10 protein-coding genes are annotated in these 16,606 nt (G+C 62.1%); 2 read left to right on the top strand and 8 right to left on the bottom strand.

Features of this window, described 5'->3' with window-relative positions:
- Positions 1-239: 239 nt before the first annotated feature.
- The 8 genes from ACILSR_RS18360 to ACILSR_RS18325 all read right to left on the bottom strand — a co-directional run bounded on the left by ACILSR_RS18360 (position 240) and on the right by ACILSR_RS18325 (position 14,797).
- The gene (locus ACILSR_RS18360; protein ID WP_395751253.1) at positions 240-3,929 is read right to left on the bottom strand and encodes a protein kinase domain-containing protein; all 3,690 of its coding nucleotides are present in this window, start codon (positions 3,927-3,929) and stop codon (positions 240-242) included.
- A gap of 190 nt (positions 3,930-4,119) precedes the next feature.
- A complete protein-coding gene (locus ACILSR_RS18355; protein WP_395751252.1) occupies positions 4,120-5,289 on the bottom strand; it encodes a transposase in 1,170 nt (389 codons plus the stop codon).
- Positions 5,290-5,385: 96 nt separating this feature from the next.
- Positions 5,386-7,590 (bottom strand): copper-transporting P-type ATPase, encoded by a 2,205-nt coding sequence (locus ACILSR_RS18350; RefSeq protein ID WP_395751251.1) that lies wholly within the window; start codon positions 7,588-7,590, stop codon positions 5,386-5,388.
- Between the two features lie 744 nt (positions 7,591-8,334).
- Positions 8,335-11,490, bottom strand: a complete 3,156-nt coding sequence (locus ACILSR_RS18345) for a DUF1553 domain-containing protein (protein WP_395751250.1) — start codon at positions 11,488-11,490, stop codon at positions 8,335-8,337.
- A 357-nt stretch (positions 11,491-11,847) separates the two neighbouring features.
- Complete coding sequence (locus tag ACILSR_RS18340; protein WP_395751249.1) at positions 11,848-12,177, bottom strand: hypothetical protein; 330 nt, start codon at positions 12,175-12,177, stop codon at positions 11,848-11,850.
- Between the two features lie 39 nt (positions 12,178-12,216).
- Positions 12,217-13,065 carry a pantoate--beta-alanine ligase gene (panC, locus tag ACILSR_RS18335; RefSeq protein ID WP_395751248.1) on the bottom strand — a complete coding sequence of 283 codons (849 nt, stop codon included), beginning with the start codon at positions 13,063-13,065 and terminating at the stop codon, positions 12,217-12,219.
- Positions 13,062-13,907, bottom strand: a complete 846-nt coding sequence (locus ACILSR_RS18330; RefSeq protein ID WP_395751247.1) for an ABC transporter permease — start codon at positions 13,905-13,907, stop codon at positions 13,062-13,064. Before ACILSR_RS18330 ends, panC begins: the two co-directional genes overlap by 4 nt.
- Positions 13,904-14,797 carry an ABC transporter ATP-binding protein gene (locus ACILSR_RS18325; RefSeq protein ID WP_395751246.1) on the bottom strand — a complete coding sequence of 298 codons (894 nt, stop codon included), beginning with the start codon at positions 14,795-14,797 and terminating at the stop codon, positions 13,904-13,906. The genes ACILSR_RS18330 and ACILSR_RS18325 overlap by 4 nt, the downstream gene beginning before the upstream one ends.
- Positions 14,798-14,936: 139 nt before the next feature.
- Between ACILSR_RS18325 and ACILSR_RS18320 the strand changes: the two genes are divergently transcribed.
- Together ACILSR_RS18320 and ACILSR_RS18315 are read left to right on the top strand one after the other, a co-directional pair.
- A complete protein-coding gene (locus ACILSR_RS18320; protein WP_395751245.1) occupies positions 14,937-15,659 on the top strand; it encodes a sensor histidine kinase in 723 nt (240 codons plus the stop codon).
- Positions 15,660-15,793: 134 nt separating this feature from the next.
- Positions 15,794-16,579 (top strand): hypothetical protein, encoded by a 786-nt coding sequence (locus tag ACILSR_RS18315; RefSeq protein WP_395751244.1) that lies wholly within the window; start codon positions 15,794-15,796, stop codon positions 16,577-16,579.
- Positions 16,580-16,606 lie beyond the last annotated feature (27 nt).

The following is a 16,606-nucleotide window of genomic DNA, read 5'->3' as shown; positions in this document are numbered from 1 at the left end:
ACTTCGCTACAAAATGCCTGGCATTATTACTTTATTAATCCGCGGCGTTGTGGACCCGGGACGGCGGGGCCTGCCAGCCGTGCGGCACGCGCCCCGGCGTGGGGACGTGGTTTCAAATGCGCTTGGGATGAGTGCCGGAAACCGCACTCGGAGAGTGCGGACCACTTCACTGGCGGTCTTTCGGGAGACTCATGAGCGCATGATCGGTTCCCGGGCCAGTTGCGGCAAAACTGGGGTGCTTATTTGGGCAGGGAGGGGACGAGGAGCTTGGAGCGGTCGGCGGCGTCTTTGTCTTTGGGGCGGTAGCGGAGGAGCTCGCGGGCGGCGGCGGGGGAGCCGTTGTCTTTGAGGGACTTGAGGTAGTCTTCAAAGGGCAGCTTTTGAAGCGGGGAGATCGGCCGGGTCGATGGTGGGGCGAGGAGCCAGGTGGCCCAGCTGAGGGCGGTCTCTTCGCCTTTGGCGGGCTTTTTGGGAATGGAGGCGACGGCGCTTTCGTAGTCCTCAAGCGAGACGTCCTTGATGTTGCCCTCGGCGGTGAGGTGCCTGCGGGCGAGTCCTTCGGCGAGCCGGAGGAACCACTCGGGAAGGGAGACGTTCTGAGGGGGCATGTCGGCACTGAAGAAGCCGTGGCCGGAGACGCGGAAGAGAACGCTGCGGCCATCGTCTGAAACGCGGGCGACGACGATGCCTTGTTCATCGCTGTTGGCACGGGGAGTGTCGCGGATGCCGGGGGTGAGGCATTCGCCGGTGCGGATTTCCCAGACGCGGAGCTCGCCGTCATCGCTGACAGTGACGAGGCGCTGGTCGTCGGGGCTGAGGGCGATGACGGGGACGGTGATTTTGTGGGACAGGGTCTGAATGTTTTGACGGGTGGCGATGTCCCAGATGCGCACGGCGCGATCGCGACCGGAGGTGATGAGGAGTTTTTCGTCCTGCGTGATGGTGACAGCGCCGACTGCGGGCGGGTGGAGGATGGGCTTGCCGATGGGCTTGAGGGTTTTGGCGTCGTAGATGTAAACGGTGCCGTCGGGATCGGCGGCCGCGTAGAGTGACTTCTGGCGATTGGCGCCGCCGGCTTCGGAGTCGCGCAATTGCTGCGGTGAGTTGTCGGGGCCTTTGATGCGGGTGATGAGGTTTTTGTCGAGGATGTCGACGAATTTACGGCCGGCCATGCGCTCGTGAATGTCCCAGACCTGGACGAACGGGCTGCCGAGGGGAGCGAGGGCGAGGAAGGAGCCGTCGCGGGTGATTTTGGCGTCTTTTACGGCGTAGTCGATGTGGGAGGAGAGGAGGGCGCCGGTTTGAATGTCGAAGACGCTGACATCGCCATGGCGTGAGACGGTGGCGATGAGGCTGGTGTCCACGGCGGGCATGGCGGTGAGGATTTCGCCATCATGAGGGCGGGTGGGGAAGCGGAGCTTGCCGTCGCTGAGATTCCAGATGTGGACGTAGCCACCGCCATCGCCCACGACGATGGAGCGGCTGTCTGCGGTGAAGGCGAGCGAGGTGATGGCGGAGGGGTGAGCGATGGGAGTGAGGACTTCGCCGCCGTTGCGGAAGCTGCCGACGAAGACTTCGCCTTTCTGGGTGCCGAGGGCGACGAGCTCCTGGGTGGGCTCGATGGCGACATGCAGGAGGCCTTTGTCCACCTCGATGGGATCGCCAACGGCCTGGCCGAGGCGGAGGTCCCAGGTGGTGGCGGTGCCATCGGGGCCTTCGGGATCGATGGGGTCGCCGCTGTAGATGGAGGTGGCGAAGACGCCGTCATTGTCGACGGCGATCTCGCCGACGACGCCTTTTTGCTTCATGACGACGGCAGGGTCCTGGGGCTTGCGCAGGTCCCAGAGATGGATGGAGCCCATGCCTGCGGCATCGATCTCGCTGCCGGCGAGGAGTTTGGTGCCGTTGCCGGAGAAGGCGATGCATGAGACGAGGCTGGGCATGCGAGGCTGGAGGGTGCGGCGCTTGCCGTCGTTGAGGGTCCAGAGTTCGACGTTGCCATCGTCGCGCGCGATGACGGCCTGCTGACCGTCTGGGGTGATGTCGAGGCAGGTGATCTCGACGCCGGGGGGAACGGGGTGATCGGTGCGCTCGCCGGTTTTGATGTTCCAGGTGGAAATGACCTGACGGCGCTCCGGAGATTCGTCCGCCGAAGCGGCAGGCTTCGTCTTGGGCTGGAGGAAAGAAGCAGCCAAGACGGTGCCGGTCTCGCGGCTGACGGCGACTTTTGCAGCCTCTACAGCGCCCTCAGGCAAACTGAGAGGAGCGGTGTCTGGACGAATGAGATGAACATTGGCCAGCAAGGAGAGGAGGTAGGTGGAGGAGAGCTGGTTCGCGGGATCTGTGCGAAGCGAACGGGCGAGGTAGGCGACGGCGTCATTGTACTGGCCGCGCTCGCTGAACTGGCGTGCCATCTGCTGGTCTGAGTGGCTGAAGGATTTGCGGAGGTCTTCGCGACCAAGCTCGGCCTCTGCGCGATTGCGCTCTGCTTCGAAGTACAAGGCGGTGCTGGTGATGCCACCGGTGAGCACTGCGAGAGAGATGGCGATGGCGGCGGCGACCCCGACACGATGACGGCGGACGAATTTCGTGATGAGATAGCGCCTGCTGGGCGGGCGGGCGGTGATTGGCTCGAAACTGAGATAGCGGGTGATGTCGTCCGCGAGATCGTCGGCGCTGCCGTAGCGGCGATTGGGATCGCGTTCGAGAGCTTTGAGAGCGATCCAGTCGAGGTCTCCCTGAACGGCGGGCTCGATGGTGGAGGGCTTGGGGGGATCCTTTTCCGCGAGATCGCGAAGGAGGACGTGGATGGGCTTTGCCGCGATGTCCGCCGGGGTGATGAGGGCGCGGCCACAGATGAGCTCGAAGAAGACGCCGCCGAGGGCATAGACGTCTGAGCGTGTGTCCACATGCGAGCTGCCGTTTTCGATCTGCTCGGGGCTGATGTAGCCGGGGGTGCCGACGAGTTGATCGACGCCGGTGGCGATGGTGTGGCCGGATCCCTCGCCTTCGAGGACTTTGGCAATGCCGAAGTCGATGACTTTGGGCACGGCTTTGCCAGCCTCGTCCATGACCATGATGTTGCCGGGCTTGATGTCGCGATGGATGATGCCCTTTTGATGGGCATGGTGGACGGCGCGGCAGACGGGAATGAAAAGAGCGAGGCGCTGGCGGAGATCGAGGCTGTTTTGCTTGCAGTAGCTGGTAATGGAACGGCCTTTGACCATTTCCATGACGAAGAAAGGAGCGCCGATGTCCGTCTCGCCTGCATCGAGGATGCGGGCGATGTTTGGATGCTCCATGATGGCAAGCGTGCGCTGCTCGATGGCAAAACGGCCGAGGATGTCCTGGGAGGTGACGCCGGCCTTGACGATCTTGATGGCGACGATGCGGTGAATGGGCTTCACCTGCTCCGCGCGATAAACGACGCCGAAGCCCCCTTCCCCGAGTTTGTCGAGCAGCCGGTAGCGATCTGCGATCCAGCCGTCGTTGCCGGTGAGGGACTCCATGTGGGAGCGCGGCTTGGAGGTGGACCCCATGGAGGCCATGGAGCTGGCAGTGGCTGCGGGGAGCCCGCCGTGGCTAGGAAGGGTGGCGGCACCTGGCAGCGTGGCGGGTTTGCCGGTGGGAATGGCGATGGTTTGATCCTCCGGGCCCAGCGTGATCATGCTGGTGTCCGAGCGCGCGTGGGGCTGGCTCGCGCCCATGGTGGCGGCAGGGAGAGCGCGGCTGGGATTTGGGATGGCGATGGTGGCGTCTTCAGGGCCGAGGGTGACATTGCCGGTGGGAGTCTCCGCGGGAGGGGGATGCATGGCCACCTGGGCGGTGCTGACTTTGTCCCTCTTCTCCTGCTTGATGTTGGGGATGGCGATGGTGACGTCCTCAGGCCCCAGAGTGATCATGCCAGTGGCCGATTCTGCCGGGGGCATGAACTTTTCATCCTCGTGTGACGGGGCTGGTGGTGCTGGCTTGGCCGGATCTGGATTCACAGGAGGAAAAGAGAATTCAGGGTCAATGTTTCAGAGAACGCGGACACGGGCAAGCCTTGTAATGGGAGGGCGGAAGAAAAGATGGGCCGGCTTGGCAAATGAGAACCACCGCGGCGAAAGAACGGTGGAGTTACTCCAGAGGTCTTAGACGAAGCCTGCGAAGAGCATAGAAGGGCTCCGCGGATTCTGGAATGCGCCTGGCCCCCTGCCGGCGTTTTGGGCTGAACAACTCACGCTGGGACTCGAAGATGCCTTCCACAAACGTCTTGCTGCCGAGCACAAGACCATCGGTGAAGTAACGCACGCGGTGGCGCACCATCTCGGCGGGAGTCAATTTTCTGCGTGCTGCCGGGGTGGCGTGGTCTGACCCGGCGCTGAAGGCGGGGTTTGAGACTTGTTCATTTTGCGCGGCTTTGAGATCGTGGATTTGGTTCTCTTTGCAGTCGCGGCCTGTGTCTTCCAGAAGGTTTTGGTAGGCTTCGGCGGCTGCGGCTGTGCGCCAGCCATCCACCGGTTTGCCGAGGGCTTTGCACAAGCCGCGCTGCGCTCTGCGGCTGCCGCTGAGGGCCTCGGCGTAACCGCACCAGCGGTAGTCTTTTGGATTTTTTTCCAGGCCTGCACGGACGGGGTTGAGATCGATGTAGGCGGCCATGGTGCGGAGAGCTTCGCCTTTGCCTTCGACGAGCACGCTTTTGAAGCGATCCATCCATAGGGTGCCACGACGGCCGCGGCGTTTGTTGAACCAGCGGCTGAATCGTTCTTTGATTTCTTTGACGAAAAGGGAGAGATCGCAGAATCGTTTTTTGAGCGTCTCGATGCGCTGGTCGGCGAGTGTGGTCATGCCACGGGCGCGGAGGTCGGTGAGTTCATCGCGAAGGAGGCCGAGATAGGTGCGGCTGTAGAGGATGCTGAGGTGGTCGAAGAGTTTGTCTTCACCGGAGGGGCCGTCGAAGCGCTGCAACCAGGACTGGCGATGAGGGACTTCCGCGAGGAGGTGGAAATGGTTTCCCATGAGGCAGTAGGTGACGATTTTGATGCCGCTGAACTCGGCCATGCGCCAGATGATGCGGCGAAGCGCTTCTTTTTCGACGTTGTCGAAGAAGACCTCGCCGCCGCAGGTGCGTGACATGACGTGGTAGCAGTAGGACTCGAGGGGGCCGCGACCGAGGACACGGAGACGGCCGCCGGACCAGGATCGCGCGCCTGGGTAGAGGCCGGTTTTGGCATTGATGCCGAGAAGCTGGGCTTCGAGGGCCTCCGCCGCAGGGCTTTGAGGATCAGTGGCGTGGGTGGGATTCATGATACGGAAGAGTGGAAAGAGAAGGGTGGAAAATGCAAACTAAATGCCTGGCATTATTTGACTGCCGCTGCCGGGCTCTTGATGGGGGCTGGGGGGTCAGAAGCGGCGGAGGCGGAGGCTGTTGAGGATGACGGAGACGCTGCTGAGGGACATGGCGATGCTGGCGATCATGGGGTTGAGGAGCCAGCCGGTGAAGGGATAGAGAATGCCGGCGGCGAGGGGGATGCCGAGACCGTTGTAGAGGAAGGCGAACATGAGGTTCTGGCGGATGACCTTCATGGTGGCGCGGCTGAGGGCGAAGGCTTGATGGAGGGCGCGGAGGTCTCCCTTCATGAGGGTGACGGCGGCGCTCTGGATGGCGACTTCGGTGCCGGTGCCCATGGCGATGCCAACATCGGCGGCGGCGAGGGCGGGGGCGTCGTTGATGCCGTCTCCGGCAAAGGCGACGTGGCGGTCTTTGCCGCGGGCCTGATAGACGTGGAGGAGTTTTTCTTTGGAGGAGACTTCGGCGGCGACTTCGTCTATGCCGAGGTCTTTGGCGACGCGCTGGGCGGTGGCGAGGGAGTCGCCAGTGATCATCTGGAGTTTTAGACCGAGAGAGTGAAGCGCGGTGATGGCGGATGGCGCGGACTCCTTGATTTTGTCTTTGATGGCGATGAGGCCGAGGGGCTTTTCGTTGAGGACGACGACGACGACGGTGCAGCCTTCGGCCTGCATGCGCATGGACTGGGCGTGGCATTCAGCGCTGATGAAGACGCCGTTTTTCTTGAGGAAGGCCTCCTGACCGATGAAGACTTCACTGTCTCCCACATTGCCGAGGACGCCGCTGCCGGTGATGGACTGGAAGTCGGTGACGGAGGCGAGGGGGATGTTGCGCTCTTTGGCGGCATTGACGATGGCGGTGGCGATGGGGTGCTCGCTCACGGCTTCGACGGCTGCGGCACAGGCGAGGAGGTCGCGGGCGGAGAGGCCAGGAAGGGGGAAGATTTCGGCGACGGAGGGCTTGCCCTCAGTGAGGGTGCCGGTCTTGTCGAGCATGAGGATGTCGATCTCATGGAGGCGCTCGAGGGTTTCGGCGTTTTTGATGAGGACGCCAAGCTGGGCGCCGCGACCTAGCCCGACGGTGACGGCCATGGGAGTGGCGAGGCCGAGGGCGCAGGGGCAGGCGATGATGAGGACGGCGACGGCATTGACGACGGCGAAGGCAAAGGAGGGCTGGGGACCGAACTGCCACCAGAGGAGGAAGGTGAGCAGGGCGATGCCGACGACGGCGGGGACGAACCAGGCGGAGACGCGATCCGCGAGGCGCTGCACGGGAGCGCGGCTGGCCTGGGCTTTGGCGGTCATTTCGACGATTTGACTCAGGACGGTATTTGCGCCGACACGCTCGGCGCGCATGAGAAAGGTGCCGGTGGCATTGACAGTGCCGCCGGTCACTGCGGAGCCGGTTTCTTTCTTCTGCGGCATGGATTCGCCGGTGAGCATGGACTCATCGACGGTGGAACTGCCTTCGGTGACGATGCCATCGACGGGAATGCGAGAGCCTGGCTTGAGGCGGAGGATGTCGCCGACCTGGATGTCATCGACGGGGGTGTCGATTTCGTGACCGTCGCGAACGAGCAGGGCGGTCTTGGGCGCGAGGTTCATGAGCGCGCGAATGGCAGAGCCGGTGGCTTTGCGGGCGCGGAGTTCCAGAAGCTGGCCGAGGAGAACGAGGACGGTGATGACGGCAGCACTTTCAAAGTAGAGCACCATGCCGCCATGCGTGGCGGAGTGTGGCAAGAGGTGCGGTGCCACGAGCGCCAGGGTGCTGTAGGACCATGCGGCGAGGACGCCGAGGCCGATGAGCGTGAACATGTTGAAGCGCAGGGTCACGAGCGACCGGGCAAAGCGTACGAGCAGGGGCCAGCCCACCCAGAAAACGACGGGTGTGGCCCAGACGAACTGCATCCAACCAGAGGCTTCGTGGGGGATGTCACGAACGACGGGGAGGTCCATGCCCATGGAGAGCAGGACGACGGGAAGTGTCATGGCGGTGCTCCAGCGCACGCGCCACCAGAGATCGCGCACTTCGTCATCGCCGCCGTCGCCGCAGCATTCGGGTTCGTTGCGCTGGGCGAGAGGGTTTTTCTCCAAGGCCATGCCGCACTGCGGGCAGGCGCCGGGCTTGTCGGAACTCACGCCGTCGCACATGGGGCAGATGTAGAGAGCGGGGGGAGTCAGGCCTTGCTGCGAAGGAACTGCGGGCTTCTGCTGATCCGAGGAGCAGTGCGGACAGGAGGTCGGTGCGGTGGGTTCCATTGCAGCGGTAAAATAGCCGCACAAAGAACGCCATCACCAGACTATTCTTGGCGAAAGGTGAGTAGGAGCTGGGGTGGGCTGTGATTCTGCGGTGGGTGAATGGTGAGAATGCGCCGGGGGCGCTCTCGGTTCTCTGGTTTGGGAACGATGGGGCAGGCGAAGGTGTGTGGGATCAGGATGATCCCACTCCTGCCGGAACGGCTGCGCGGAGAGGTTTATCCTAAAAAGGGAGATGGCAGCCCACGGAATACACGGAACAAACGGAAAATCAGACAAAGCCCCAACCTTGATGGCTCACCTTTGGAGTGGTCGGCTGGGAAAGCCTTTTCCCCGAGTGTTCCGGGTGTTCGGGAGGCTATCCATTCTCGCCTTTTAGGTTTAGTGGTGAAGACGTGGAGCCGTTCACAAGGAAGGGTGATGCAACGCTGAATGCTGTCCTCGCGGTGCTGACTCGGTATCGGAATACCGAGCTACATCCAATCCTGCGATACGCAGTTCGAAGGCGTGAGAAGTGCTGGCTAGCCAGGAGCGGTTTTGCGCGATGAGCGGACCGCTGGGGTGAAGGTGTTGAAGGGGCTTGGGGTTGCACGACCAGAGCGGCATCGGAGTGCCGCGCTCCCGGCGTCGGAGGGTCCCATTCTTCGCTTTCCGCCCTTCGCTGAAACTTCCTCCTTCGATCTAGGAGCTACGGGGGACAAGACGGAGGACTGGGGAAGATTTGAAGGGCAAGCTTCGCTCGCGGCATCAGCCTTTGGTGATGCACTCGTCGAGATTGAGGATGGCGCTGGCGACGGCGTACCAAGCGGCGAATTCGGCAGGGGGGAGATTGTTGGGGAGTTCGAGGCCGGAGGTAAGTTCTTTCGTAGCCTTGGAGTCTGACTGAGCGGATTCAAACTGGGTTTCCCAGAGGGTTTTGAGGACGGCGAGTTCCTGCGGTTGTGGTGCTCTGGCCAAGGCGAGGCGGAAGGCGTGCTGGAGGCGGGAGTCGAGGTCGGTGCTGGGGGATTCGGTGACGATGCGTTTGGCGAAGGCCTGGGTGGCGGTGACGTAAACGGGATCGTTGAGGAGGGTGAGGGCCTGCAGCGGGGTGTTGCTGCGGGAGCGGCGCACGACGCAGGCCATGCGGGCGCTGGCGTCGAAATTCATGAAGCTGGGATAGGGTGAGCCGCGCTTGAGGACGACGTAGAGGCCGCGGCGGTATTGCTCGGCGCCGGGGCTGACGACGTAGTTGTACTGCTGGCCGCCGACTTTCTGCCAGAGGCCGTCGGGTTGAGGTGGGCGAATGGGGGTGCCGCCTTGCTTGAGATTGAGGAGGCCGGCGATGGCGAGGGCGTTGTCGCGGATGGCTTCGGCATCGAGGCGGAAGCGAGGGAAATGCCAGAGAAGAGTGTTTTGGGGATCGAGAGAGATGGCGGGGTTTAGAGAGGGGGAATTTATGATTTTTGATTTATGATTTATGATTTCCGGAGACGGAGGCGGGGTCTTCGAAGAAGGCGTTGATTGGTTCGGCAAATCGTAAATCGTAAATCGTAAATCATAAATGGAACTGCTCTGCTGGTAAGTGGCGCTCGTGACGATCTTCTTGAGGAGGTGTTTCATGTCCCAGTGGGAATCGGCGAATTCGGTGGCGAGCCAGTCGAGGAGTTCGGGGTGAGTGGGCGGGGCGCCTTTGATGCCGAAGTCTTCGAGGGTGGTGACGATGCCGGAGCCGAAGAGCTCGGCCCACCAGCGGTTCACGGTGACGCGAGCGACGAGAGGATTTTCGCGACTGACGAGCCACCTGGCGAGGGTGATGCGGTTGGGCGGACCTTTGAGCGGAGTGTTGAAAATGGCGGGGACCGCAGGGGTGACGGGATCGGCGGGATCGGTGTAAACGCCGCGTTTGAAGATGGCGCTCATGCGGGGCTGGGGGAGCTCGCGCATGATCTCGGTGGTGGGTGTGGCTGCGGCGGTGATTTGTTTTTGCAACGCGGCTTTCTGCTTTTCAAGCCTGGCGAGTTCGGGGTCTTTGGAGACCGGAGCGGGAGGAGCGGCTTTGCCTTTGCGGCCTTTGGCGGCGACCGGCGGCGCAGGAGAGGGTTCTTCGATTTCGGGCAGACAGGCGGCGACATTGCCGGAGATGCTGGAGATGCGAAGGCAGCCGATGACGAGGCCGTTGCCGAAGTTTTGCGCCATGCGGATGCTGAGCTTGGCGCCGGGGGTGATGGCCATGGGCTGCTTGAGCTCAAAGGCGGCCCAGTGAGGCTCATGGAAGCGCTGGCCGATGGCCCAACCTGCTTTGCCAGTCTTGGTGATCAAACTGGTGACGTTGTAATTTCCCTGCGAGTAGTCGGCGTAAGCGGCCTTGAATGTGAGTGGCTGGGTTTTACCATCGGGAGAGGTGAGGGTGCAGTCGAAGGAGTGGAGGACGAAGTTGGGGCGATTGGCCCCTCCCCTGCCCGGACCGTCTCCGGGGATGGAGGCGTGGGTGAGGGTTTCGAGCATGAGGCCGCTGAGTTCTCCGGCGGCGAGTTCGGTCTCGAAGGTATAAGTGTCTTTGTCGGGCGCGGGGCCGGTGAGGAGCACGCTGCCGTCGGGCTGGAGTTCGGACTCGGCATCGCTCTCGGTGATGAAGGCGGTGGGCTTGAGGGGTTTGACGGCCTCTGAGGTGGCGGCTTTGCTGGCGGCGGGAGTGGTGCTGCTCCTGCCATTGACTGTGGCGAGCTGTTTTTGATGTGCTGCGATCTGGGCATCCAGGGTCTTCATTTGCGCGGCGAGTTGCGCGCGTTTGGCATCGCCAGCGGGGTCGCTGATTTTAAAAGGGGAGCCTTTGAACTGGATGGAGCCGGGGGTGGTGGGATTGGTGCGCTCGGCTTCTTTCTCGGTGTTGTTGTAGTAGGCGAGGAGTGAGTAGTAGTCGCGCTGGCTGAAGGGGTCGTATTTGTGATTGTGGCACTGGGAGCACTCAAGGGTGGTGCCGAGCCAGACGGCGCCGGTGGTGTTGACGCGGTCGATGACCTGATTGATGCGGCTTTCCTCGGGCTCGGTGCCGGCTTCGACGTTGGTGGGGGTGCAGCGATGAAAGCCGGTGGCGATGATTTGTTCTGGCGTGGCGTTGGGCAGGAGATCGCCGGCGATTTGTTCGAGGGTGAACTGATCGAAGGGCATGTTGGCATTGAGCGCATTCACCACCCAGTCGCGCCAGGCCCAGACTTCGCGGAGGTCATCGCGCTGGAAGCCATGGGAGTCGGCGTAGCGGGCGAGATCGAGCCAGGGACGGGCCCAGCGGACGCCGAATTCTTTGGAGGCGAGGAGGCGATCTGCTAGATGCTCGATGCTGGATGCTGGATCCTGGATATAGGCTTTCGAGAATGCTTCGACCTCCGAGGGAGCGGGGGGGAGACCGGTAAGGTCAAGGCTGAGGCGGCGGATGAGAATTTCTGGAGAAGCGGGAGGCGAAGGAGTGAGTTGATTGGCTTCGAGTTTGGCGAGGATGAAGCGGTCGATTTCGTTTTTGGGCCATGCTTGGTTTTTGACGGGTGGCAAGGCGGGGCGCTGGGGGGGGATGTAGCTCCAGTGTTTGAGGGTTTCGAGTTTGTCGGGCCACTTGGCACCGGCGGTGATCCAGTCGCGGAGGTGGGATATTTCGGCGGGGGTGAGGCGGTCGCCGCGCTTGGGCATGGCGTCTTTGTCTTCCTTGGGAAGGGCGACGCGGCGGAGGAGATCGGTGCCGATTTTGAGGTGCTGGGGCGAGGCGGTGTCGAGGCGGAGATCGGCTTTGTGGTGCTCGGGGCCGTGGCATTCGAAGCAGGCGCGCTGAAGGACGGGATAGACGTCCTTGGAGAAGTCAGTGGGGGCGCCTTGGGAAGTGGCTGGGGCTGCTGCTGTGGTAAGCAGGGCGATGAGGGCGAGACGAAACATGCTGGTGTATGAACGAGGCGGGGAGGGCGGACTTTCGGCCTTGATGGGGCTCGGCTGGTGGGGGGATGAAGCGTAGCGCTGCGGGTTCGGAGACCCGCGCTCCATGCGGATCCGGACCGCACTCGGAGAGTGCGGTCCACTTCACGCTGGGTGGGCGGTGACTGAGCCGGGGAAGGCGGCGGATAGAGCGTTCATTGGCACTACGGGAGCGAGGGATATTTGCCGCATGCTCGGAGACGGGCGGGCTGTTGCCACACTCATCCCACATCCCCAATGGCGACTCCGACTGCTTGTGGTGTTCAAGAGGCGTTTCCAGAGCGGCATCGGAGTGCCGCGCTCCCAGGGCGCTGTACTGGCTTAGAGGAGGCGGCGGGTGTTGCGGAGGCCGTCGGCGGTGATGACGGCCTGGTTGCGGGCGGCGACCATGAAGTCGAGGTAGTTCTGCCACTGCATGGGGCGGAGAGAGGCGAGGCCCATGCTGCGGCGGCTGTAGCCGTAGTCCGCGATTTCCCAGCCGTAGTCGGAGTGGCGGTTGCGATAGTCGGCGCGGTGGATCCAGGCGCCGAATTCGTCTTTGCGCCAGACTTCGGGATCGTTGCCAGGGATGACCTGGGCGAGGGTCCAGACACGACGGACGACTTCGTGGTCGTAACCTTCGGTGGCGTGGCTGGAAAGGAGTTCGGACATGATGATGACGGGACGATTTTACAGGCAGGGCTGCCCGCACTACTTCAGCTCGATGTTGTCGATGAGGCGGGTGCTGCCGAAGAAAACGGCGACGGCGATGACGACAAGCTCGGTGGTGGCGGTGACGGGCTGAAGGGTGGTGGCGTCTGCGGCGGAGACGTAGTCGATGCGGCTGGACGGGGCCTTGTCTTGAATGGTCTGGGTGATGAGGCGCTCGAGAGCTGCGGGATCGCGCTCGCCGTTTTTCCAGGCATCGCGTGCGGCGAGGAGGGCGGTGCGAAGTGCGGGGGCCTGGGCGCGTTCTTCGGGGCTGAGATAGCGATTGCGGCTGCTCATGGCGAGGCCGTCGGCTTCGCGGACGGTTTCGACGCCGTGCAGCACGACATTGAAGTCGAGATCGCGAACAAGGCGGCGGATGATGGCGAACTGCTGGTAGTCTTTTTTGCCGAACACGGCGTCGTCGCACTGCACGAGATTGAAGAGCTTGGCGACGATGGTGCAGACGCCGTCGAAGTGACCTGGACGGCTGGCACCGCAGAGGCGCTGTGAGAGGCTGGTCTCCTGAAGGACAATGCTGCGATCTGTGGGGTAGAGGTCTTCGGCTTTGGGCGCGAAGATCATGTCCGCGCCGTTGTCGCGGCAGAGGCCGAGGTCTTCGATGAGGGTGCGGGGATATTTGGCGAGGTCTTCGTTGGGTCCGAACTGGAGAGGATTGACGAAGATGCTGACGGCGACATTGCCATTCTGGCCCGCGATCTCGCGCGCGGTCCTGATGAGTGCGGCGTGGCCATCGTGCAAAGCGCCCATGGTGGGAACAAAGACGCAGCGTGCTCCTTTGTTGATGGTGCTCCACGAGCGAAGCTGGCGGATGTTGTTGATGACGTTCATGATTTTAAGTCCCTGGATTCAAATACGGCGTAGCCAAGGGTGAAGAGTGTGATGTTTACTGCGAAGATGACAGCGTAACCGCGGCATACGAGAGGCCAGTCGATGGTTTCAGCAAGGACGCGTCCCCAGGCGGACATGTGCTTGGTGATGAGGAAGTGCTGATAGCTTTCCATAAAGCCACTGGTTCGTATGATGAAGTCCACGAGGATGTAGGTGAGTGCACCGATGGTGGCGGCAGCGGGCTTGATGCGGAAGCAGGAGAGAAAAAAGGCGATGCTGCTGATGGCCGTCATGCTGACCCCGAGATAAAGGGAGCTGAGGGCGTAGCGCTGCAGGCCAGCGCCCCAGTCGTAAAAGGCGACGACGGAAACTTCCGGCACGATGGCAAAATAACCGCCGCCCCAGCCGCGCAGGACGAGGCCGAGGAGAAAAGAGGTCCAGGCAAAGAACTGCACGAGAAAGAATGCGTAGCCACTGCAGGTGAGATACTTGAGAAGCAGGAGGCGGAAACGGCTGACGGGGCGTGCCAGGAGGAGGCGCATGTGGCCGTCCTCCCCTTCCTTTGCGACGATGTCTCCGGCGACGAGGCTGAGAAACAGCGCACCGAGCAGGAAGATGGAAAAGCCCATGATGGTGCTGGCGACGGTGAGCGCAGAAAAGTAGTACTCGAAGCTCTCCCCCGAACCGACGATGGCCTTCTGAATAGGGCCCATTCCGAATCTTTTGATGAGCAGGAGGAGAAGAATCTCCAGGGCGATGAATGCGCCAAAGCCGATGTAGGTGCGCCGGCGTGCGAACAGCTTCAGGAGTTCGCCATGCCATTGTTGGAAGAAGAGGATCATGATCTGGATGAGAGGCCCATGTAGAATTCTTCGAGGGAGCGGCGGTGGGGCTGCCAGGAGTTCACCTGGACCCGGCCGTTGACGAGTGCGGCGACGAGCTCGTAAGGCTCCATGCTGAGCGGGACTTCGACGATGCCGTGCTTGTCCATAGTGGCACCGCAGCGCTCCATCACCTCTCGAGCGAGGCCGATGTCACTGGTTTCCAGCTGAAACATGCGGCGGGATTTTTCCTGCGAGGGCACAGGGCCTTCGAAGACTTTTTTGCCGTCTTTGAGGATGACGCAGCGATCACACATCTGCTCGACCTCGCCGAGGAGATGGGAATTGAGCATGATGGTGAGGCCGTGCTGCTTGCGGAGGTGAAGGATGAGCTCGCGGAATTCGCGGATGCCTTCGGGATCGAGGCCGTCTGTGGGTTCGTCGAGGAAGAGGATCTTGGGCTGAGGGAGAAGAGCCTGGGCGAGGGCGAGACGCTGGCGCATGCCGTGGCTGTAGGTGGAGGTTTTCTGCTGGATGGCGCGGTTGAGATTGACCATCTGCACGACGCGCTTCACCTCGGCTTCATCCCACCAGCCGGAAAGGGAGCAGAGGACGCGGAGATTCTGCCAGCCGCTGAGGTAGTCGTAAAACACGGCGGCCTCGTAGATGGCGCCGATCTGCTGGAGGGCCTCGCCGCGATTGGTCTGCACGCTGCGGCCGCCGATGCGGACCTCGCCGGAGTCCGGCTTCACCATGCCGAGGGTGATGCCCATGATCGTGCTCTTGCCAGCGCCGTTGTGGCCGAGGAGTCCGAGGATTTCCCCTTCGCGCACGGAGAAGCCGACGTCGTCCAGAGCGAGGCGACCGGTGGGCCAGCGTTTGGTGAGATGTCGAACTTCGAGGAGAGCCATGCGGTGGGATAGTGGCGAGATGGCCCGGCGGATGCCAGTTTTTAGTCATGGAGCGCAGAAGAAGTCGCCAAATTCGCATTTACACCGCCGCTGGCCGACTGCATTACTCCGGCCTGTCCTAGCCCCCCTTTTTTTCGCCATGCAGTTTTATTTTCCCACGTCCCTGAATCTCGGCCAAGAACACAGCGAAGGCTTTCACCAGGAACTGCTGCGCGGACTGACGCACAAGCTGAACAACCTGCTGGCGGTGATCCAGGGCTTCAGCAGCCTGATTTTGATGACGGATGATCTGGACCCGGGCGTGAGCGAAAACATGCAGCACATCCGTGAGGCATCGGTGGGAGTGACGAACCTGAGCGAGCGCATCCGCTCGGCCGGTGGCTGTGCGAAGATCACGCCGCAGTCGCTGGGGCTGAACGAGTACCTGCCGGTGATCGAGGGCGCGGTGATGGAGCCGTTTCAAAAGGAAGGCGTGCCGCTGGAGGCGGATGTGCAGGCAGGGCTGCCGCCGATCCTGGTGGATCCGACGAAGTTTAAGGACATCCTGACGGAGCTGCTGAAAAACGCGGCTGAGGCTGCCTCGAAGGGCGGCGGGCGCTGCGCGCTGAAGATTTGCGGGCCGGGCACGATCACGCCGGCGGAACAGCGCCGGGTGGACATTCTGGTGAGCAACACGGGATCGCAGATCGCTCCGGAGAAAATCCAGGAGGTTTTTCGTCCTTTCCATGGTTCCAAGAACAGCAATCATCTGGGGCTGGGGCTGACGATCGCGGCGATGCTGAGCCATCAGATGAACATTCATCTGGGCGTGGCTTCTGAGAACAACACGACGACGTTCTGGCTGAGCTGCCCGATGGTGTAGCTCGGGGCGAAGCGACGGCTGTGCTTTTGAATAAAAGTGACGGGTGCAACGTTTTGAGGTGTGGACCTTTCTGCGATGCAACGGAGGCGCGCTTTCGTTGTCAGAGCTTTTATCATTCCTATTGGAGGCACCTCATGAAACGACCTGTTCTTTTCGCCGCCCTGCTGCTCAGCGTGTTACCGGCCAGCGCCGGGACGAAGAATTACGGCACGATCGTCACGCGAGCCGGGAAGACGTTTTACCAGTGCCAGCTGCTGCATGTGTATCCGGACGGAGTGACCTTTGCGCACCGGGATGGGGCCGCGAAGATAGCATTCAAGGAACTGCCGGCGGAACTGCGGGGGCAGTTTCACTATGACTCAAAGGTGGAGTCGCAATACCAGAAGGAAAAGGCGGCTGCACGCCAGGCGGAGCTGGAGCGCAAGAAGCAGCAGGAGATCGTGATGCAGGAGCAGATGATGCAGGCGCAGATGTCCGAGGCGAGCTACCTGGCTGCGGCGAGCCGGATCGACAATGCGCCGGCCCCGATTGCACTGACGCAGCCGGGTGAGAAGCCAACGACGACGGTGGCCTACCAGACGCCGTCATGGGTGGGAACGCCGATCACAGGTCCGGCGGTGAGCGGGCGGGGATATAACAGCGGAAGCTATGCGCGCTTTGGCTACCCCATGGGGTATTACGGAGCCGGATACGGCGGGTACTCGACGGGGATCAGCTACGGCTACCCTTATTACGGCGGCTATTCCTACGGGGGGTACCCGTACTATGGCGGAGGCTACTCATATGGCAGCTACCCGTACTACGGGGGAAGCTACGGGCCTGCGGTCTATGGCTCATGGAATGTGGGCCATGGCATCCATGTGGGGGTCGGCCTGGGAGGATTTGGGGGTTTTGGCGGGTTTGGCCATCACCACCATTGAGTCGGATGCTTCGGTCATGCGAAGCAA

Origin of the sequence: Prosthecobacter sp. (assembly GCF_044222565.1) — a bacterium.
Lineage (GTDB): Bacteria > Verrucomicrobiota > Verrucomicrobiia > Verrucomicrobiales > Verrucomicrobiaceae > Prosthecobacter.
The sequence above is the reverse complement of the archived record's forward strand: the minus strand, read 5'-3'. Positions and strand labels throughout refer to the sequence as shown.

Coding starts and splice junctions, on each gene's coding strand:
- ACILSR_RS18360 (WP_395751253.1), bottom strand. CDS start 3,929: ATGCCCCCGGCAGAATCGGCCACTGGCATGATCACTCTGGGGCCTGAG.
- ACILSR_RS18355 (WP_395751252.1), bottom strand. CDS start 5,289: ATGAATCCCACCCACGCCACTGATCCTCAAAGCCCTGCGGCGGAGGCC.
- ACILSR_RS18350 (WP_395751251.1), bottom strand. CDS start 7,590: ATGGAACCCACCGCACCGACCTCCTGTCCGCACTGCTCCTCGGATCAG.
- ACILSR_RS18345 (WP_395751250.1), bottom strand. CDS start 11,490: ATGTTTCGTCTCGCCCTCATCGCCCTGCTTACCACAGCAGCAGCCCCA.
- ACILSR_RS18340 (WP_395751249.1), bottom strand. CDS start 12,177: ATGTCCGAACTCCTTTCCAGCCACGCCACCGAAGGTTACGACCACGAA.
- panC (WP_395751248.1), bottom strand. CDS start 13,065: ATGAACGTCATCAACAACATCCGCCAGCTTCGCTCGTGGAGCACCATC.
- ACILSR_RS18330 (WP_395751247.1), bottom strand. CDS start 13,907: ATGATCCTCTTCTTCCAACAATGGCATGGCGAACTCCTGAAGCTGTTC.
- ACILSR_RS18325 (WP_395751246.1), bottom strand. CDS start 14,797: ATGGCTCTCCTCGAAGTTCGACATCTCACCAAACGCTGGCCCACCGGT.
- ACILSR_RS18320 (WP_395751245.1), top strand. CDS start 14,937: ATGCAGTTTTATTTTCCCACGTCCCTGAATCTCGGCCAAGAACACAGC.
- ACILSR_RS18315 (WP_395751244.1), top strand. CDS start 15,794: ATGAAACGACCTGTTCTTTTCGCCGCCCTGCTGCTCAGCGTGTTACCG.